We start from the raw sequence: 18,800 nt of genomic DNA on the forward strand, positions 1-18,800 counted from the left end.
CTCTGGCTTTCCATACCAGTAATTCCACACGTTTCACCCACTTGCGTAATTATGATCTGGAAATATACGAGGACTGAATCATCACATTCCTCATATATCTTTACCCACTGTAGTCTTTGTTATATTTACCTGTCTATAGACATCCAGTACAGTTGAAAGGATGTCTATGAATTACACATAATGTTCCCTTTTATATGTATTTTGTAATGTTACTTATAACAAGTCACACAAGCACCACCGCCTTCTTCAAGATCATACATGGCATCCATGTCTAAAGTATCGATAAGCATACTTTCATCAACCATCGCATGCATACCTAGACGGCGTTTTCTCTCACGCTGTTTCTTTTTCTCAAAGCGTGCCTTTACCTTTTCATGATTCTCTTTAATTTGTCTAATCCGCTCTGGATCTTCGAGCGTTTCTAACGGTTCGTTTGGCCCCATCCAAAAGAATGTTTCGCCGTTGGCGCTAGTATCAGCACGTTTCTCATAAGCTTTCGCTTCTTCAAACGCTTCCGGGTGTATCTCTTTTAGGCGAACCCACTCGATTTTTCTTTGGAAAAAGCAGAATGTGCATCCAGATCGAGAACGCCAGTCATAATATTTAGGTAGTCCTAACCCAGCGCTGTCGAGGATATCTAAAACACCTTGTTTCTTAATGCCATCTTCAGCAAATGGCATTTTAATCTTCAAGTACTTTTGACTTTCATTTGGGCGATACCCATCACGCCACGGCTCATCCGCTCGGATACCCACGTAAGATACAACTTCGTAGCCTTCATCAAGATAAGGTTTGATCCACTTTTCAAATGGCTCAAGCTTCATACGAATTGTGCACCAGCGCTGCTGCCCCGCAGGAAGATAGTTATTGTGCTGTTCAAGCCAATAGTCGAAGCCTTTTTTGTCGTTAATGTGAGAAATTGGTTTACCGAGGACAATCTCAAGCTGTTCCAAATACTCGTAAACTTCAGGTAACTCTTTTCCTGTATCGGTAAAGAAATAATCAATATCGATCTCAGGGTAGTTACGTGCCATATAAATGGCTAAAGCAGCGCTGTCTTTACCGCCTGATAAGCCAAGTACATGTTTTACTTTGCGTTCTTCACTCATGATTAATACCCATTTTTTAACCTTGAGCTTCCAGTGCTTCTTTCAATAGTGTTTGGAGTACGTGAATGCGTTCAAACTCATTCATATTCAGCGCGTTTAGTGTTCGGTTTACGTCTTGTACTTTGATGTCTGAATTTGAACTATCTGTCACACGGACTTCTTTTTTATAGGATTTTAGTTGGCCATCATCGTCTTCTAAAACCAGAGAAACAAGCTTAGTTTTTGTTGCTTCTGGTTTTGCATCGGCTGATACATCACTTTGATAGCTCGATTTAACTATGCTTAAAAAGTCTTGAGAAAAATCACTGATTTTAGCGGAAGCGGTTAATAAAAGACCTTCGTTCCAACTCTGCTTACCACGGCCGATGACAATCTGAATCATGCTTTCTAGCCATTGCATTAAGCCATCTTCGCTCTTTCCTAATTCTCGAGCAAATGCTTTCAGGCGTAAGTCACCGGTTCTGTCTTCAACAAGCTTACACATTGAAGCAAGTTCTTTACCAGTTTCAGGGAAGATGATTTTAACTTTGTCTTTGATTTGGAGAAGCATTTGTTCATGTTTACCACGCAGAATCTTAAAGCAATTTTCTAAAACATCGATTTGCTGTGAATAGCTTGGGCTGTCTTCCGGGTTTAATAACTTCGGCAGGTCTTTAATTAAAAGCGCGTGTGGGTCGTTAGCTTGTAAGAACAGGTCACGAATCGCGATCACTTGCTTGTTGGCTGCCAAATCGTCTTCAATAAAGTTATGTGCATTTTTTACCCAATGAGGCAAATTATGCATCGTCGTTACCAACGGTGTTGCAACAGCTAGCACGTTGTTCGCAACATCTCGGTTTGTTTCGGTCGCTGCAAATACTGACAGGTTTTGTAACCATTCTTGCTCAGATTGGTCGAGTACTATGTACTTTACTGCTAGCTCATGTTGAGAGCGAATTAGCTTGTGTACGTAATCTACATCTGGCTCTGCGATAAATGCATATTCGCCGCCGAGGTCTTTTTCATAAAAAGCGATATCTTGTCCAAGCGTTTTCAAAAATGCTAGTAGATAAATTGGGATAACACCATGAGTTAAACCAAAGGGAGCCTTATTCCATAACTCTGAGACTTCTGATAACAGAACCGTTTGCCCTGCTTTGTCCTGAAGTAGCTTGTTTGCTGCTTCAAAAACAGCCACTAATTTAGGATTGATATCATCTCTGTGCCAGTGCGAATCTTGCTCGAGTTCGTATGTATGAACAGCTGTGTTTTTAAGACAGCTGATATACATAGACATCTCTGGCGGAAAGCCTGTAATACCTAAATTTTCTTCATCTTCGCGATCCAGCATTGCTTCAAGTAGTTTTTTCAAAGCAGAAACGGCGGTACCCGATAACTTATTACGGTTGACCAATTCATTCATGATCACTGGTGTCTTGCCGAAAATTTTGAGTGCGGTTTTACTGACAACCTCACTAAGCGTTTCGGTTGTAGAACGTTTACCACAATAGAACCAAGTCGCAGTGTTAAAGCCTTCATCAATAGCATTGTTAAGTGCGATTTCCGCATTGATATAGCGCCCTTGATACTCTTTTTGAGCGACATTGTCGTGTTGTAAAATTCGACCGATTTCTTTATCTGATCTAATAAGCTCTAAGGCATACACTTCTTTTGCCAGGGCAATAATATCTTCAGAGTTGTTCGCATTTGCCAAAATGAGTGTTGAATTCTTTTGGGTATGTTCGCGTAAAGCGGCTTCGTCTTGTGTTTCCAACAGCAATAACATGTTCGCAAACTCTTCCTTGCGGTGTGCAAGTATCTGAGTGCTTTGCTCTTGATCGAAGCGTTGTATCAGTGACTGTTCAGCCCAGCGAAGAGTACCTATTTTGTGATAGTAACCTTTAGCGATGATCTGTTTGGAAAATACAATATGGTTGATAGCTTCGTTACTATTACCTTGCTGCTCTATTTTCTCTTCTATCAGGCTTGGAATATCAAGATCTGAACCTTCAAATACAACCCAAGATAACAGATGTTTTCTATAGATGATGCAAGAAGCCTCTTGGAGTGTTTTCAAATATTCATCAAGTTCTTTTGGATCTTCAATATCGCTAGCAGCTAATAGCATTTCTTTTGTGGCTGATAGGTTCGCAGGTCGTCCAAACAAAGTAAGTAATGCAATTGATTTGAGTATTTCAATAGCTTTCTCGGGTACTTGCTTTTTGCTTGCTTGGCGAATTGATTCAGTCGCTGCCGCCCACGCGTGACCATCTGGGGAGCCTAAAATCGCGTGCTCTAAGTTTGTTTCCAGATAGTCCCATAAATGTTCTAACGTATAGCGCGCATTCTTGTTCGCATTTTGCTTGAGGAACATTTGAAAGCTGTGTTGCTCATGCGAGTTTAAGAAGCTGAATGTACTGCGTTCGTTTTGACTAAAACGACGCTTTGAAATTGGGCCAAGTAGTAATGCGGTTAATGGGTGTAGAGGTACGCTTTGCTCTAAACGTTGTTTGAGCTGTTTCTTTCTCTCAGATTTACCAGTTAGTGCGTTGAGTACTTTAGTCACACGCTCATCGTCACGGTTATCTACTGACTTTATGTTCACGATAGATTTAGCAATCAGCGCGACCGTTTCATCGGTCGATACGTTATAGAGAATATCGTTGTAACGGCCTTGAATTTTGCCCCACTCTTCCTGGAGTTTCGTACCTCTGTCTTTTGCATATTCGCTAAAAGCTTGGTGAAGTAAGCCAAGGAAAATAACGGGTGTTTTTATACGACTTAATACTTCTGCTAAGTCTTGGAAAAGGTGTAGTTCTCCACGGTTTTTATTAATAAACTCAAGGCTCTTACCCATTTCATCAGCAAGCAGCAATACACCGTCTACTAGTTCACTAACTTCTTTGAATAGTTTTTCCCAAGTATCAATTAAAGCAGACTCAGTTTTGATCTCTACTTTGGCGTATTTTTTATAAACTTTCGTGGTGTTCGGATGTGACTGTAACGCTTCTAACGTCGCGTTCCAGAAGGTATCAACAGGGTTGTTAACACCACCAACTGAGCGTATTTGTAGCCACCCAGAAGAGTAAGGAATGCTGTCTTTTAATAAGTCTGTTGATTCTTTATTGATGACATCTAACGCTGCTTGGCGCATATCATCATTATGATGCAGTAAACCAGTAAGCAATAACGCGATGGTTGATTTACCAGAGCCGTATGGACCTGTTAGTGTATAAGCTCTTTGGTCTATCTGAGAAAACTGTCTGAATAAAGTTTCTAACGCTGATTGAGCGGTACCGTGATACACCAAACCACTGAAAAAGTCTGGGGTAAGATCACTATCAATACGCGTTGAGCGCTGTTGGCGTGTAGCGATGGAGTATTGGTTTATTAGAGTCACTTTTGTTCTCCCTGGTAGTACTTCTGCAAAAACATACCAGGATCTACAGCTTGTAAATCATCGTAGTTATGTTGAATTTGTCGTAAGCCTTGAGTATCAGTCCAAGCAATTTTGCCTTCACTTAATACTTCAAGTTCATCGAGTTTTTCACTCAAGCCTGTGGATGTAAGACGAAAAACTCGACCTGGAGAACCGATGTTATTAAGTAGCGAGTCAAATGATAACGTATTGTTATTATTTATTTTTTCCCCATAACTGCCGAGCTGTGCTCTCGCCATATAGTCGATAACCGCATAGGCAAATACTTCTACAGGTAAGGACTTTTGCGCTTTCAACTCTGCACGATAGTCTTTTGCGGAGTCTTGATAAATGAGCCCCAATTCAGTGAAAGGAGAGGTAAAAGTATCTTCGTTTACTTTTGATGCTGATGTTGTCTTCACTGCATACATTTGAAATAGACAGTCGATATCTTTTTTAAGCGTTGCTTCCGTGAGTTCTTTTTCATGATTAGCTAAAGAGATCAAAATCTCTTTTGATAGCTGAATCTTGTCGATGCGTACACCATTAAAGTAGTTAAAGAACCAACGAGCAGTGTTGAGTTCCGCATTTTGAGTGTTAATCGACTGAGTCAGCCAGTGAAGTAGCCAAACGGTACCAACTTTATCTAAAAATTCATCGTAAGCATCATCACCAACGAATAGCTTTTTAGCTAAATCTGTCAGTTCGTATTGCTGAGTTTTTTTATCAGTACAGGTAACCAAGTTGAGCGTTCTGATCCAGTGCCTTACCGACAGCACCATATTTTTACCCATCCCCATAGAGATCATCTGATCTTCGATGTTTTCTTTGCTTGATAGGGAATGACCTTTGATAACTTCTTGAATTATTTTATAAATCCAACCGTATCGAATAGGGAAAGTTTGATGCCCGGAAAATTTCAGGTGACTAGACTCAATGCTCAATGTTATTACCTTGCTTACTGACTTGGAGATTTTATCCAAACAGCAATTCTACAGGATATCAAGTCAAGGTCTAGGGGGGAGAATGTAAATAATACCTTCAATTGATAGAACAGTGAGCAGTCTCAAGAAAGATGAAGTTTAACTTGTTGATTTGTATATATGCTACTTTATTATTATCTTAATAAACAGTAGTACAATACCTTAGGTGGTATCACTATATTTTGAATTGAGTAAATAAGCTGTTGCCGGAAGTGGAAGAAAAGAGTGTTAAAACAAATCATTGGAAACTTATCATCAAGCGATAAGTTTAGTCTTTTGACTCAGTCTCAAAAAGACTATGTAGAAAAGCTTAGTAGCGAGTTGCACTCAGAAGTTGACTTGTCAAATATTCTTTACGAGTCAGCTGGTTTGAAGCTCCTTTTTGAAGAGAGTTCTAGAAACATCCTCTTACAGAGGATGACTCCACTTCAGGTTAGGGAAATCATTGAAAATGTAAGTCTTGAAGGAATAGAGTACAACGAGAGCGACATTCGTCAAAATTATGAGGTCTTACGTGAGATTTCTGAACGTTGTCCCAATGACTTTTATAGAGCTCTAGGCATCGGTGAAGTTGTAGAACAATTCGATTCTTTGAAAGAAAAAGTCCAAGGGACAAAGAAAGCGAGTGTTGCTTACCCTTTATATGATTACCAGATTGATTGTGCTGCTCGTATCCAATGCCATATCCAAGCGAGTGATATTAAAAGGGCATTATTGCATTTACCTACGGGTGCGGGTAAAACTCGTACTGCAATGAACATTGTCTCTTCCTACTTGCGTTCGAATCCGAATAGCTTAGTTGTATGGTTAGCAGATACTAGAGAGTTGTGTGAGCAAGCTTGTGATGAGTTTTTAAAGGCTTGGAGCTGTATTGGCAACCATGACCTACCTGTATATTCGTTTTATGGTGATTCTGAATTGTCCATTAGTGGTATTACTCGAGGCTTTTTAGTCGCGGGTTTACAGAAGTTGCATAGTCTGGGGAGAAATGATGCGGGGGCATTGCAATTTGTCTATGAGCTATTAAGGAAGAACACATCACTTGTAATATTTGATGAAGCCCACATAGCAATCGCTCCTACATATAAAAGTATTGTCGATAACTTTTTAAATCACTCGGAGAATAACGCTTTTCTTGTTGGTCTTTCTGCTACGCCAGGACGAGTTCTTGGTGATGATGATAATCTCATAGAAGAAAATCAACGACTAAGCGATTTTTTTGAAAACAACAAGGTAACGATGAAGGTTCATGGTTACCTCTCTCCATTAGATTACTTAGTTGAAAAGGGCTATTTAGCTAAAGCTGAGTTTAAGCAACTTAACTATGATGATTTAAGCTTGAAGTTACCTGGTGATCCTGAGAATGCTAGGGTAGATAACAGCGAAGTCCTCAAAGCACTATCTCTCAACGATAACCGTAATAAAAAACTGTTGGAAACAATTGAAGCTGAGTTAGCGAATCAATCTCAGATCATAGTTTTTGCCTGTACGGTCGATCATGCGAATGAACTTGCGATGATTCTTGCAGCAAAAGGGATTGCCTGTCGAAGCATTGATGGAAAAACTCGAAAGGTTGAGCGTGCGGTAGCGATTAGTGACTATAGAAATAAGAAGATAAACGTATTAATAAACTTTGGTGTGTTAACCGCTGGCTTTGATGCGCCATGCACCAACGTTGCCATTATCGCGAGACCGACAAATTCATTGGTTCAATACTCTCAAATGGCCGGAAGAGCTATGCGAGGTATAAGAAGCGGAGGCAATGAACACTGTCGAGTTTATACCGTGAATGACAATATCCCCGAGTTTCGTAGTGTTTGTCGGGCATTCGAATATTGGGACCAAATGTGGAAACCGGAATAAGTACTTATGATGAATACACAAACAAATAACGATAAACCGTTTATTCGTGGAGCCGTGGCTATTGAGTCTATGCGCGATAATGGTTACAAAAACGCAGCATATGCATTGGCTGAATTAATAGACAATAGCATCCAAGCTGGTGCAGAAAATGTGAAGTTGTTGTGCTTTGAAAAAGTCGACTCATCAGGAGCAAGAAGTACTCGTAGAATCAACCGTATTGGTATCTTTGATACTGGTAAAGGCATGAGTAAAGACGTGCTTCATTTAGCTTTAGAGTTTGGTGGTTCTAAACACAAAGATGATCCTGAAGGTATGGGTAAATTTGGCATGGGACTGCCTAACTCGAGTATTTCACAGTGTAAGCGTGTGGAAGTTTGGAGCTGGGAGAAAGGTGCATCGCCATGTTATACCTATTTAGATATTGATGAGATGAAACATGGCGACCTTGAGTCGATTCCATACCCAATAGAAAAGCCCATTCCCCTAGAGTATAAGTCGATCATTGAAGGTGACAGACTTCCAGAATCCGGTACTTTCATTTTATGGAGCAGGTTAGATCGCTTGCAATGGAAAACGGCAGCTTCTATTTACAAACATTCTGAAATGCTAGTTGGCAGAATGTACCGCAAGTTTATCGCTGAAGGTAAAGTAAAAATTAATTTTGAGCCATATTTATGGAATGAAGCAAACAAGAAGTTCCTGCCTTCGGAAAACCCTAAAGCGTCAGAGTTTAGGGCGAATGATCCACTTTACTTGAGTGCTAATACGTCGCTTCCAGAATTACCTGCGCCTATGCAAGGTGAAGTGCCGTTTGAGATCAAGCAAAGGGAAGTAGTTGAAATACCGTTTGAAGGGAAAGTTTATAACGTAGAAATTTTAGTTTCTATGATTAAAAACGAAGTTGCTAATGCAATAAAACGAGCTCCTAATATTAAAGGTAATAAGTTAGGTGGTACTGTTTGGGGTAGTCATATGGCTACAAATATTGGAGTTTCAATTGTTCGTGCTGGCCGAGAGTTAGAAACTCGTACAGATTTTTTAAGTAAAAGCTTGATACAAACCAAATCTCGTTTTATGGGGGTAGAAGTAAACTTCCCACCTGGCCTAGATAAAGTGTTTGGTGTACTTAATAATAAGCAAGCAGCTGTCAATTTTGAAAATATGGATTTGGACACTGATGCTGAAAAGTTGGGTTTTTCTAATTCAGAAGAATACCAACAAGATCTGGTAGAGAATAATGATCCTAAGCTTAAGCTATATGAAGTTTCTGTTACTCTAACACGAGCAATTAAAGCAGTAGAAAAATTAGTTGATGCTTTAAATGTAGATGTTATAGGTCCTGCGAATAAGGATAGAAAAGAGCGACCTAAAGCGGAGATAATCATAGAAAGTATAAATAATAAAAGAAGCGAATCTGGACGAGGTCCTGACCCTGATGAAAAAGTAAAACCATCAGATAAACCAGAGATTATAAAAACTCTTAAACGAGATAACTCTGTGACTGAGACGTCTGCTCAAGAGATGGTTGATAGTATTGTTCGAAATGGTGAGCATTTTAAGATACAAGAAATATCAGTTATGCAAGATATATTTTTTGATGTTAGTCGTTTTGATGGTTTAACTCTACTGCAATTGAATACAAACCATCCCTTTTACGAAAAACTGATGTTGCATGCAGAAGATAGTCAAAAAGATATCCTGTTAGTATGTCTTGGTGCTTGGGCTAGAATGGAGAATGAGGCACTTTCAGAACGTCAACGCAATATACTAGAAGTTGCACGTGAGCATTGGGGGCGAATGCTGAATGACTATTTAGTTGATGATGATTAAGTAATTGAAAGCCCAAACAAAGTTTGTTTTGTTTGGGCTTTTTAGGAATCTGTTATGAGAGACAATCTAATAGAGGCAATGGGCTTAATTCGAGTATCTATGTCTCATATAAATAATCTTGAGAAGGAGTTGGAAGTAACAAAAGTGGCTCTAGGTGAAAAATCTGAGCAATTAGATCAGGAAATAAAAAAATATAAAGTTAAATACCGAACTTGAAAAGCTTAGGAGTGACTTCGCGCTGTTGTCGTTAGAGTTTAATCGACAAAAGCGGGCGAATCTTTCAAATAAAAGCAATCGCGTAGGTGAAGAGCTGTCTAACTCCACTACTCAAGAAAAAACAAGCCTTCCGCACACTCCCTCTCAGCCAGGATTAGAGGTTCCTTCAGATATTACAGAGAAGACTAAGCCAGCCCTTACTCTACCGAAAGGTGAACCTGAAAACCCGGATAGTTTTAATCTGACTGGGCTAGTTGAAAGTCATAAGGCTGTTTTACTAAAAACAAAACATTTGCATAAATTTTTGGCATCTAGCCTCGATATTCATCGGCCAAGGTTGAAGTTATGGCTAACAGATGAAGAAGTGGAAACTTTTTTACTGGCCAAAAGCGAAGTACTCAGTAACCACTTGTCTATCAGCTCTTCTCCTCATGAGCCTTTGACAACTTCTAAGGATAGTGACGGCCATCAAGTCCTTGGACCGATCCAGAATTATAGGACTCAAAGAGGGAAACTACTGGCCGGATGGTTTATTGATTTTCTTCCTAGAGCGGTTGTTCAATCCATTGACCCATATACTTTCTTAGTTAAGGGGCGTTTCTTTGTTCGTGAAAAGTATCAAAATAAATTACTTCAAACTATTTCTAAGTGGGATAGAGCTCAAACTGTAAACGAGGAAGAGGCGCCAGAGCCAACACAAAATAATACTGTTTCGGGTAGCGAAAGTTCTGTTCACAGACTCAATACTCAAATTGAAGTGTTAGATAAACAGTTTACTTTTAGGTTTTGTGCACTTACAGACGATGAGTTCTTTTCTTTTAAACTTGACGAACAAACCGTCATTGAATTCAATCTCAATCATAGATATATACAAAAAGCTTCGCCGCAATTAAACGGTAGTTTCTGGAATAGTCTTAAGATGTTTATGGCACTTTGGGCAACGGCTAAAGTTAGTGGGTTATCAGTCATTGCTGATGAAAATAGCCAAATCGCAAAAGGTCGTTTCATGAGGTGTTTGAAAGAATACATGGGAGGATGCATTCAGTATGATACTGAATTCATTAAACTTCCCTCCTCCGTTTTATTTGACAGTCGATCAACAGAATCAGGCATGGTTCTTTTAGTTAACGATTCTCACCCGTTCAATGAAACTTATGTTCAGCCTTTGCCTGATATCGAGAAAAACATTTTTATCCAGATATATGCTGCATGGATTCATGCTGAGAGAGATACGCTATCAAACATCACAGAAAATGCATTAAAAGGTACAAGAGAAATGTTAGGGTTACATTTCTATCATTTAGTAGATGAAATCAATCATGGTGAGGATCTCTTTTAGTGCCTGTTAATTTAATGCTGGGTGAACAGTTAGCCAATGAGTTAAAAGTTAGTTTTGATACCGCAAATAAGATCACGATTATAAGCGCTTATTTAACTCAGCCCGCTGTAGAATTTTTATTTGATTCCGCTCCACTTGGTGTTGATATCAACGTCGTTTGTCGAGCTCGTCCTCAGGATTTTATTGCGGGGTCTTGTGACTTACAGGCGTTAAAAGTTCTTCATTATAGTGGAGTTAAGTGCTATATCAGCCGAGATTTGCATGCAAAACTATACATAGTTGATGAGTCTATTGGCTTCATCGGAAGCGCAAATTTTACTAGTAACGGCCTTAAACTTTCAGGTTATGGGAACCTAGAACTTGCTACTCGCGTGGATCTGACTAATAAAGATATTAGCCTGGTGACTCAAATTCGTAATGATGCAGTACCAGTCACCAGTGAGTTGTTAAGGCAGCTAGAGACGTACTTGTCACAGACGGATAAGGCTGATGAGCAATTGGCACCTGAGTGGTGGGATGAACTGCTCGAATTATCTTCATATGACTTTCAAGATGGGCTATATATTATGGACTTGCCTTGGAGCACTCCTGATGAGAGTTCATATTTAGCCGATTCTGAATCATTCTTACATGATCAGGACGTCTTTAGCTTAGGTATGCCGAAACAGAGAGCGCGGTTAGCGTTTCTCAATAGTAAAGTGTTTCATTTTATTCAACAAAAATTGTTGCAGGAAGAGTCTAAAGAGGCTTATTTTGGTATGGTAACATCTTGGGTTCACGACGCGTTGAAAGATGATGTCCTTCCTTATCGGCGAGAAATCAAAGATTATATAGCTAACTTGTTTGATTACTTTCAGCTTTACGCATCAGATAAGTTTGAGATAGACCGCCCTAACTATAGTCAACGTATTACTTTAATCAGTCATGAATAACTACTTCGATTACGCAGCATCTACACCGGTATCTTCTTCTGTTTTAGATGCGATGTCCCCATGGCAACGCGAGAGCTATGCGAATCCTTCTGCAGCACATGCTGAGGCAGAAAAGGCCACCAAAGCGATTCAACAAGCTCGAGAGGCTATTGCAGATAAAATCGGCGCGATGCCAAGTGAGATAATTTTCACTAGTGGTGCAAGCGAGTCAAACAATCTGGCGATTAAAGGGGTGGCTTTTAAGCACCTAGAAGATAAAGGTCACATCATCACCTCTTCTATTGAGCATAAATGTATCTTAAACACCTGCGGTTTTTTGGAAGGTATCGGTTTCGAAGTGACTTATCTAGAGCCTGACCGTGACGGCATCATTTCTGCCGAATCTGTTGCGAATGCAATTCAACCCAACACACTACTAATCTCCATCCATCATGTGAATAACGAGTTGGGCTGTGTGCAACCTATCGCCGACATTGGCGATGTTGCGTTTGAAAACAACATTCCTCTCCATACCGACGCGGCACAAAGCTTCTGTAAATTGGATATCGATGTCGATGATATGAATATCGATATGTTGTCGCTATCTGGCCACAAAATCTATGGTCCTAAAGGTATTGGTGCGTTGTACGTGCGCGATGCACGCGATGTCGAGTTGGTCCCGCTGATCCATGGTGGCGGTCAGGAGTTAGGAATCCGTGGAGGCACTTCCCCTACCCCGCTAATTGTAGGTTTAGGAGCTGCTGTTGAACATTTCCCAGCAGAGCCAAGCCCGCAGCAAAATGAGTTTGAGAGCATCATTAGCGGATATCAATACTCGCGTAATGGGGGTAATGATCTCGTTGCTACAACCTGGAACGTTACATTTAGTGATGATGATGAAGTAAAGCGCTTTCTTAAAGATCAAGCGTGGTTGATTTCTCAAGGCTCGGCTTGTAATTCGCTCTCAAACACACCGTCCCACGTATTATCAGCGATTGGTTTGTCAGAAAGTGAGGCTCGCAGAACATACCGAATCAGCTTGCCTCCCTTTCACATGCCAGTTTAGTCTTGTTCGTCATGGAGTTCATTGAATATCGCTCGATGTACTTTCAAGTAGTTACGTTGTTGCTCTGTGAATGAGTAAGTTTGTGTAAGTTCGATATGCCAACTTTTAAACAGTGACTTAGGCACACTTGGCGCAATAAGTATTGTTCCTGCAGAGCTAAAACTAATTAAGTGTTTATCAAACAATTTATCAATGTGCGGGGCGAGTAATAGACCATTATGTCCATCAACTCGCTCTCTATGGGGTCACACGACGATTCGGAAAATATTGTACTATAAGGACTTCCTCCCGATGTCAATGGGTGCTCTGAACGCAATCACAATGAAGATTAAGATGCAGTACTATAAGCGGTCATACTGGAATATTCTGTTCCGGACCAAAATGAAAGACGCTCGCAAGAACCTCATACGCTAATCGGATATTTAACATCCTAACGTTTTCTCAGGCACCTCTTGCGGGGTCTTAACCCTTATCATATTTGCGTTGTCATCATTGGTGGTAAGAGATTTATTTAGGTTGAATAACAATTTTCGAATGATTCACCATAGTGAAGTATTGCCCAACAGTGTCGTGCATTTTTTGCAGCTAAAGCAATAGCGGCTCGCCAGTAACCACGGCGATCTTTGACATCACAGACCCACTTACTGAGCGGATCGTCTTTTCGTCCGGCGCTAGCCATCATTGAACGCGCCCCCTGCACAAGCAGACTACGAATATAGTTGTCACCAGCTTTAGTAATTCGCCCTAATTTTGGTTTCCCTCCGCTGCTGTATTGAGAAGGTGTTAAACCCAACCAGGCCGCCAATTGACGGCCATTACGAAACTCTTTTCCGTCAGAGATCGCTGATACTAGAGCACTGGCTGTCATAGGTCCAACCCCCTTTAGTTGCATCAATAGTCGGCATCGTTCATCTTGCTCTGCCGTCTCTTTAATCAGTCGGTCGAACTTTAAAAGCCTGCGCTCAATGTTGTCTATATGAAGAAATAATTCATCCATGCAAGTTGCGGCTAAGGTTGGAAGGTGAACCTTCATGCTCTCGAACTCGTTACGCAATCGCTCCGGTGATAAAGGAGCAATCACACCAAACTCAGCGAGCAAACCACGAATGCGGTTGCATACTGCCGTCCTTTCTTCATTTAGGCCCTGCCTAGCTCGGTGCAAACATTGAATCGATTGCTGCTCTTCTGACTTGATGCTAACAAATCGCATATGAGGACGTTGAACTGCTTCACAGATAGCTTGAGCATCAGCAGCATCATTTTTCCCTGCTTTGCCAGACAGTCGATAAGGAGAGACAAACTTAGGAGCGATGAGGCGAACTTCGTGGCCGACATTTTTGAATAATCGGGCCCAAAAATGAGCGCTGCTACATGCTTCCATTCCAATCAGACACGGTGGCATATTGGCTACCGTTTCTAACAGCTTGGCCCGACTTACTTTGGGTTTGCATAAAATGGTATTGCCTTTGTGGTCAACACCATGCAATGCGAACACATTTTTTGCTAGGTCGATACCTAATACAGTCACAGCCATGTTGTTATCTCCGTATGAAATGGTGAATTTATCATCTCAGAACTAACGGCTGAGTGATAGGGAGGAAGTCCATTCCATACGCTAACAAAAAACGGGTAAGCGGATTAAATGGTTGATCTTACCTTTGCATGAGAGTGAGACAGACCGGCATCTCATCGGATTATCTGGTTGATGCTTCACCTACTGCTGGTGCATGTTTCCTTCGCTAATTCCAGCAAGAACCCCACACGCCTCAACTTCCCGGTCATCGTTGCAACTCGCTCTCAGTGAAACGAGTTGTTTCTCAAGCGCTTGCAGAGCGGTTATCTGCGACCGCACATGAGAGATGTGATCATCGAGCAAGGCGTTGACGGCGGTACAAGGCTGATGAGGGTCGTCCTGATAGCTCTGTAGTTCGTGAATCTCAGCCAGTGACAGGCCCAGGATTCTGCAGCGACGGATGAAGGCCAGCCCCTCACCATGCTTCTCGGTATAGACACGGTAACCGTTGTCCTGCCGATCAGGCGGCGGCAACAAGCCCTGCTGTTCATAGAAGCGGATCGTCTGTGTGTCGACCCCTACCAACTGTGCCAACTGACCAATGCGCATCAGCCTCCTCCCCAACGGATTCTTTACTCTATTGACCTTATAGTAGCTTTATAGTTTAAAATGGTACCACAACATTGTTCAAGTGGAGTCGTATTATGAGCAAATCCTGTGGTGGCGCCTGTGGCGCTGATGCAACGTCCGCAGCGGATACCGATATACAGGCCTCCTCCGAGGCGCCAGGGAGATGGGTCAGTGTTTATGCCGTGCCGAAGATGGACTGTCCATCAGAAGAACGAATGATTCGCCTAGCCCTGAACGGCTTTGAGGAGATTCGGGCGCTGTCCTTCGACTTGTCGAACCGCCGGCTGAAGGTCGTGCATGACGGCGAGGTCGAGCCCGTCACCTCGAAACTGAAGACCTTGGGGCTAGGCGCCTCGCTTCAGGAAACCGTCGCTGCAAATCCGGAGACCATCAAGGCCGCCGAGTTTTCGGCAGCTTCTGCTAAGCAAGAATCCGGGACCCTGCGCTGGTTGCTCGGCATCAATGCACTTCTGTTCGTGGTGGAAATGACTGCCGGTCTGATCGCCCGGTCCACCGGCCTGATTGGAGAATCCCTGGACAATTTTGCCGATGCGGCGGTGTACGGGCTTGCCCTTTATGCGGTTGGACATAGCGTGAAAATGCAGGTACGTGCCGCGCATCTTGCTGGTGTACTGCAACTGATCTTGGCTGTGGGCGTGCTCGTAGAGGTGGTGAGACGCTTTGTATTCGGTAGTGAGCCTGAATCGCTGGTGATGATGGCTATCGCATTCGTCGCATTGATTGCCAATACCAGTTGTCTGCTGCTCATATCCAAACATCGGGAAGGCGGGGCGCACATGAAGGCAAGCTGGATATTCTCGGCCAACGACGTGGTGATCAACCTGGGGGTCATCACCGCCGGCGCCCTGGTCGCGTGGACCGGTTCCAATTATCCGGATCTGATTATCGGCACCATCGCGGGGGGCATTGTACTTAACGGTGCCAGACGCATTTTGGCGTTGAAGGGTTAAATAATGCTCATTATTGGCAAAAAGCTCTCGCCGTATGCCCTATTGTCCATATCGGGCCTGCTGGCAGCGTCTGATCAGGCTGTAAAGTGGCTGGTGCAGCAATCAATGGCCTATGGCGAGTATGTTTCGGTGACCCCGTTCTTTAACTGGGTGCACCTATGGAACACCGGTGCCGCATTCAGTCTTTTTGCGAATGGTGGAGGCTGGCAGCGCTACTTTTTTATCGGAATCGCGGTAGTGGTCTCGATTTTTCTGATCAAGCTGATCCTTGAAAATCGTCATAAAGGAGAAGCCATCGCTTACAGTCTTATCCTCGGTGGCGCCATGGGCAACCTGATTGACCGGGTCTTTCGCGGCTATGTTGTGGATTCCTTTGATTTCTATTGGCGAGACTGGCATTGGCCGGCCTTCAACCTGGCTGATATTGCAATTGTCCTCGGTGCCTTACTTTTCGTTTCCAGCAGCTTGTTGGGTAAAAAAGCAAACACCAATGCCGAGCCGGATGGATCTGACTGACACCTACGCCTATACAACACCATGACCGAACTTCCCGACAACATCCTTCACCTGCCGCAATACCAAGCACTGGGCTGCAAATCAACCGACGACGAAATGCACTTCCAGGTGGACGTGCCCGATCCCATCGCCTGCGAGGAATGCGGCGTGCAGGGTGAGTTCGTACGGTTCGGCAAGCGTGACGTTCCCTATCGTGATCTGCCCATCCACGGCAAGCGGGTCACTCTCTGGGTGGTCCGCCGCCGATACACCTGCCGGGCCTGCAAGACAACATTCAGGCCCCAGCTACCGGAGATGGTGGACGGATTCCGTATGACACTGCGGCTGCATGAGTACGTGGAGAAGGAATCCTTCAACCACCCCTACACCTTTGTGGCGGCACAGACCGGCCTGGACGAGTGGATAGCCACCATCCCGAAGGGCCAAAAGGAAGTCTGGAGCGATCTGGTCAGGGCAGTGGGAAACTGGCGCGAAGAGACCATGACCTACTTCGAGACGGACATGCCCGTCACCAACGCTTACACGGAGTCCATCAACCGACTGGCCAAGGACAAGAACCGTGAAGGGCGCGGTTACTCCTTCGAGGTGATGCGGGCACGAATGCTCTACACCACGAAGCACAAGAAGAAGGCACCGACTGCGAAGGTCTCTCCTTTCTACAAGAAAACCATCGGTTACGGACTGCCGGACTTCGCAGAGGAACTCAACTACGGAGTCGATCTATCAACCATCTGAGGGTGGTATCAGATTGATGGGGTGAAGGTGCCCCATCAACCATTAAATCCGTATACCCAAATTTATTTAAAAAGTGGAGTAAAAGATGAAAACTAACAAATTGACAACAGCAGCCTTAACCCTCGGTCTTACTTTTGGAGCCGCCTCATTAGCACTGGCACATGGCAATATGCAGGGCAACATGATGCAAGGTTGCAGGGGGATGAATGGCAACATGATGGGTGGCAACATGATGGGCGGCAACATGATGATGGGAATGTTCTTCCAGCTGGATCTAAGCACTAAGCAACAGCAAGAGATCCAGGCTATTATGACCCAAGCAATGGCGGGCAGGCAAGTGATGATGGCCAATATGCCAGCATATATGGCGGAATGTCAGGCATTAACCACGGCACCCACCTTTGATGAAGCTAAAGCCAGAGCAATGCTCGCAAAGCGCCAAGGGGTGATGAGCGAAAATATGCTTACTATGTTAAAAGCCCGTCACCAGGCCTATCAGCTATTAACACCGGCACAACAGGAGCAATACTTGATATTGATGCAACAAATGTCTGCCAATATGCAAAATATGATGGGTAGCCAATCACAACATTATTAAGGTGAATAATATGAACGCTATGCACTCTTCTGGCTATTGGGGCAATGGTTGGTGTGATTTTGGGCTTTTTTTCCGGGACCGTTTGGCATGATATTTTCGTTATTACTATGGACTGTCATCATATTAGCCTTGGTTAAATTAGTTCAGTTGTTACTGAAAAATAAATCCCAACAAATCAACAGTAATAAACCAGTTAACAGCCTTGAGCTTTTAAAGGAGCGTTACGCCAGAGGCGATATTGACGAAGAAACATATCAAAAAATAAAACAAGAGTTGCTCTCACGCTCTTAAACCAAAACGTTCTCTCATTGCTCTGGCGGTGAGGGAATTCATATCAAGGAGATAATTGTGGGAAACAACCTGGGAATTTGTACTGAATGTCGCAAAGTCAAGCTAAAAATAGCCAAGGCCAAAGCGTCAATTGCAGCAGAAACAGACTTAATGCAAGCAACTGAATTATTCAAATTACTGGGTAACCATTCTAGGTTGAAAATAATTTTGAGTGTGCAACAGGTTGAATTATGTGTAAACGAAATTGCAGAGCTACTACAGCTGTCTATGTCTTCTACCAGTCAGCATTTAAAAATATTGCGGGACAATCAATTATTAAAATCTCGCTCAGAAGGAACCCAGTCTTTTTACTCTATCGGCAATGAAAAGATCGGCACTATAATAAAAATGGCCCAGCCTGGGAGTGAAATGGGACCATTTTTTGATAAAAAACTTGAACTCATTTAATACCCTGATAGCCTAAAATTGTTGTTAAAAGGAGCTAACAGTATTACTTATATTGCAGGTCTTTGTTGGCCAAGCATGACGTATGCTGCAGAGCCTTGTCAGATGATGCATGACCAAGCGATGGATAAACAGTCTAGCCAAATGGCTATGATGGATCACTCATCAATGCAGATGAGCGATAGTACGACATCAGATAATAGCCCTGCCACTCCAATCAATCAGTAATAGTTATTTCCACTGCTCTATGTAAAGCCGATACCCTGCATTCATGATACTCAGCCTCTGTTTTTGGTATTCAATTACCTTTCTTACTCGTTGTTTTAACTGGGTGCTTTACGCGTTCGGATATACTACAATTATCTTCTTGCTTATTGCTCAAAAAGAA

18 protein-coding genes and 1 pseudogene are annotated in these 18,800 nt (G+C 42.7%); 13 read left to right on the top strand and 6 right to left on the bottom strand.

The window, feature by feature from the left end; genetic code table 11:
- Positions 1–209: 209 nt before the first annotated feature.
- From P4S59_RS24205 to P4S59_RS24215, 3 genes are read right to left on the bottom strand one after another with little or no spacing between them, the layout of a single operon-like run.
- The gene (locus P4S59_RS24205; protein ID WP_337169241.1) at positions 210–1,109 is read right to left on the bottom strand and encodes a phosphoadenosine phosphosulfate reductase family protein; all 900 of its coding nucleotides are present in this window, start codon (positions 1,107–1,109) and stop codon (positions 210–212) included.
- 16 nt (positions 1,110–1,125) lie between these two features.
- The gene (locus tag P4S59_RS24210; RefSeq protein WP_337169242.1) at positions 1,126–4,488 is read right to left on the bottom strand and encodes a hypothetical protein; all 3,363 of its coding nucleotides are present in this window, start codon (positions 4,486–4,488) and stop codon (positions 1,126–1,128) included.
- Positions 4,485–5,450, bottom strand: coding sequence for a DUF4007 family protein (locus P4S59_RS24215; RefSeq protein WP_337169243.1), 966 nt, complete (start codon positions 5,448–5,450; stop codon positions 4,485–4,487). The genes P4S59_RS24210 and P4S59_RS24215 overlap by 4 nt, the downstream gene beginning before the upstream one ends.
- Positions 5,451–5,714: 264 nt before the next feature.
- On the opposite strand from P4S59_RS24215, the gene P4S59_RS24220 reads away from it, so the two are divergent.
- The 6 genes from P4S59_RS24220 to P4S59_RS24245 are packed head-to-tail and all read left to right on the top strand — an operon-like array spanning position 5,715 to position 12,714.
- Positions 5,715–7,352, top strand: coding sequence for a DEAD/DEAH box helicase (locus tag P4S59_RS24220; RefSeq protein WP_337169244.1), 1,638 nt, complete (start codon positions 5,715–5,717; stop codon positions 7,350–7,352).
- Between the two features lie 6 nt (positions 7,353–7,358).
- Positions 7,359–9,182, top strand: coding sequence for an ATP-binding protein (locus P4S59_RS24225; protein WP_337169245.1), 1,824 nt, complete (start codon positions 7,359–7,361; stop codon positions 9,180–9,182).
- Positions 9,183–9,236: 54 nt separating this feature from the next.
- A complete protein-coding gene (locus P4S59_RS24230) occupies positions 9,237–9,398 on the top strand; it encodes a hypothetical protein (RefSeq protein ID WP_337169246.1) in 162 nt (53 codons plus the stop codon).
- A gap of 25 nt (positions 9,399–9,423) precedes the next feature.
- Entirely contained in the window at positions 9,424–10,737 is a 1,314-nt protein-coding gene (locus P4S59_RS24235) for a hypothetical protein (RefSeq protein ID WP_337169247.1), read from the top strand.
- Entirely contained in the window at positions 10,737–11,669 is a 933-nt protein-coding gene (locus P4S59_RS24240) for a phospholipase D family protein (protein WP_337169248.1), read from the top strand. The genes P4S59_RS24235 and P4S59_RS24240 overlap by 1 nt, the downstream gene beginning before the upstream one ends.
- Entirely contained in the window at positions 11,662–12,714 is a 1,053-nt protein-coding gene (locus P4S59_RS24245; protein WP_337169249.1) for a cysteine desulfurase family protein, read from the top strand. The genes P4S59_RS24240 and P4S59_RS24245 overlap by 8 nt, the downstream gene beginning before the upstream one ends.
- Here P4S59_RS24245 and P4S59_RS24460 read toward each other — a convergent pair.
- The 3 genes and pseudogenes from P4S59_RS24460 to cadR all read right to left on the bottom strand — a co-directional run.
- Positions 12,711–12,911: pseudogene (locus P4S59_RS24460) on the bottom strand (hypothetical protein); the annotation flags it as partial. The gene P4S59_RS24245 and the pseudogene P4S59_RS24460 sit on opposite strands and share 4 nt — an antisense overlap.
- A gap of 314 nt (positions 12,912–13,225) precedes the next feature.
- Positions 13,226–14,248 (bottom strand): IS110 family transposase, encoded by a 1,023-nt coding sequence (locus tag P4S59_RS24250; RefSeq protein WP_102552417.1) that lies wholly within the window; start codon positions 14,246–14,248, stop codon positions 13,226–13,228.
- Between the two features lie 180 nt (positions 14,249–14,428).
- Positions 14,429–14,836: a Cd(II)/Pb(II)-responsive transcriptional regulator gene (cadR, locus tag P4S59_RS24255; RefSeq protein ID WP_048608525.1), complete on the bottom strand. Its 408-nt coding sequence runs from the start codon at positions 14,834–14,836 to the stop codon at positions 14,429–14,431.
- A 95-nt stretch (positions 14,837–14,931) separates the two neighbouring features.
- Here cadR and P4S59_RS24260 point away from each other — a divergent pair, with 95 nt between their 5' ends.
- The 7 genes from P4S59_RS24260 to P4S59_RS24285 all read left to right on the top strand — a co-directional run bounded on the left by P4S59_RS24260 (position 14,932) and on the right by P4S59_RS24285 (position 18,640).
- Positions 14,932–15,828 carry a cation transporter gene (locus P4S59_RS24260; protein ID WP_020744994.1) on the top strand — a complete coding sequence of 299 codons (897 nt, stop codon included), beginning with the start codon at positions 14,932–14,934 and terminating at the stop codon, positions 15,826–15,828.
- Between the two features lie 3 nt (positions 15,829–15,831).
- Complete coding sequence (gene lspA, locus P4S59_RS24265) at positions 15,832–16,344, top strand: signal peptidase II (protein ID WP_004863699.1); 513 nt, start codon at positions 15,832–15,834, stop codon at positions 16,342–16,344.
- Between the two features lie 21 nt (positions 16,345–16,365).
- The gene (locus P4S59_RS24270) at positions 16,366–17,079 is read left to right on the top strand and encodes a transposase (RefSeq protein ID WP_337169250.1); all 714 of its coding nucleotides are present in this window, start codon (positions 16,366–16,368) and stop codon (positions 17,077–17,079) included.
- Between the two features lie 85 nt (positions 17,080–17,164).
- Positions 17,165–17,677, top strand: a complete 513-nt coding sequence (locus P4S59_RS24275) for a Spy/CpxP family protein refolding chaperone (RefSeq protein ID WP_113606150.1) — start codon at positions 17,165–17,167, stop codon at positions 17,675–17,677.
- A gap of 87 nt (positions 17,678–17,764) precedes the next feature.
- Positions 17,765–17,968 carry an SHOCT domain-containing protein gene (locus P4S59_RS24465; RefSeq protein ID WP_443089058.1) on the top strand — a complete coding sequence of 68 codons (204 nt, stop codon included), beginning with the start codon at positions 17,765–17,767 and terminating at the stop codon, positions 17,966–17,968.
- 57 nt (positions 17,969–18,025) lie between these two features.
- Entirely contained in the window at positions 18,026–18,415 is a 390-nt protein-coding gene (locus P4S59_RS24280; RefSeq protein ID WP_113606151.1) for an ArsR/SmtB family transcription factor, read from the top strand.
- A 75-nt stretch (positions 18,416–18,490) separates the two neighbouring features.
- The gene (locus P4S59_RS24285) at positions 18,491–18,640 is read left to right on the top strand and encodes a hypothetical protein (protein ID WP_181714985.1); all 150 of its coding nucleotides are present in this window, start codon (positions 18,491–18,493) and stop codon (positions 18,638–18,640) included.
- Positions 18,641–18,800 lie beyond the last annotated feature (160 nt).

The organism is Vibrio sp. M60_M70 (genome assembly GCF_037162085.1).
Lineage (GTDB): Bacteria > Pseudomonadota > Gammaproteobacteria > Enterobacterales > Vibrionaceae > Vibrio > Vibrio diabolicus.

Bases quoted from the DNA above. Each gene is read 5' to 3' on its own strand.
- P4S59_RS24205 (WP_337169241.1), bottom strand. From the start codon at position 1,109: ATGAGTGAAGAACGCAAAGTAAAACATGTACTTGGCTTATCAGGCGGT.
- P4S59_RS24225 (WP_337169245.1), top strand. From the start codon at position 7,359: ATGATGAATACACAAACAAATAACGATAAACCGTTTATTCGTGGAGCC.
- P4S59_RS24230 (WP_337169246.1), top strand. From the start codon at position 9,237: ATGAGAGACAATCTAATAGAGGCAATGGGCTTAATTCGAGTATCTATG.
- P4S59_RS24245 (WP_337169249.1), top strand. From the start codon at position 11,662: ATGAATAACTACTTCGATTACGCAGCATCTACACCGGTATCTTCTTCT.
- P4S59_RS24250 (WP_102552417.1), bottom strand. From the start codon at position 14,248: ATGGCTGTGACTGTATTAGGTATCGACCTAGCAAAAAATGTGTTCGCA.
- cadR (WP_048608525.1), bottom strand. From the start codon at position 14,836: ATGCGCATTGGTCAGTTGGCACAGTTGGTAGGGGTCGACACACAGACG.
- P4S59_RS24260 (WP_020744994.1), top strand. From the start codon at position 14,932: ATGAGCAAATCCTGTGGTGGCGCCTGTGGCGCTGATGCAACGTCCGCA.
- lspA (WP_004863699.1), top strand. From the start codon at position 15,832: ATGCTCATTATTGGCAAAAAGCTCTCGCCGTATGCCCTATTGTCCATA.
- P4S59_RS24270 (WP_337169250.1), top strand. From the start codon at position 16,366: ATGACCGAACTTCCCGACAACATCCTTCACCTGCCGCAATACCAAGCA.
- P4S59_RS24275 (WP_113606150.1), top strand. From the start codon at position 17,165: ATGAAAACTAACAAATTGACAACAGCAGCCTTAACCCTCGGTCTTACT.
- P4S59_RS24465 (WP_443089058.1), top strand. From the start codon at position 17,765: ATGATATTTTCGTTATTACTATGGACTGTCATCATATTAGCCTTGGTT.
- P4S59_RS24285 (WP_181714985.1), top strand. From the start codon at position 18,491: ATGACGTATGCTGCAGAGCCTTGTCAGATGATGCATGACCAAGCGATG.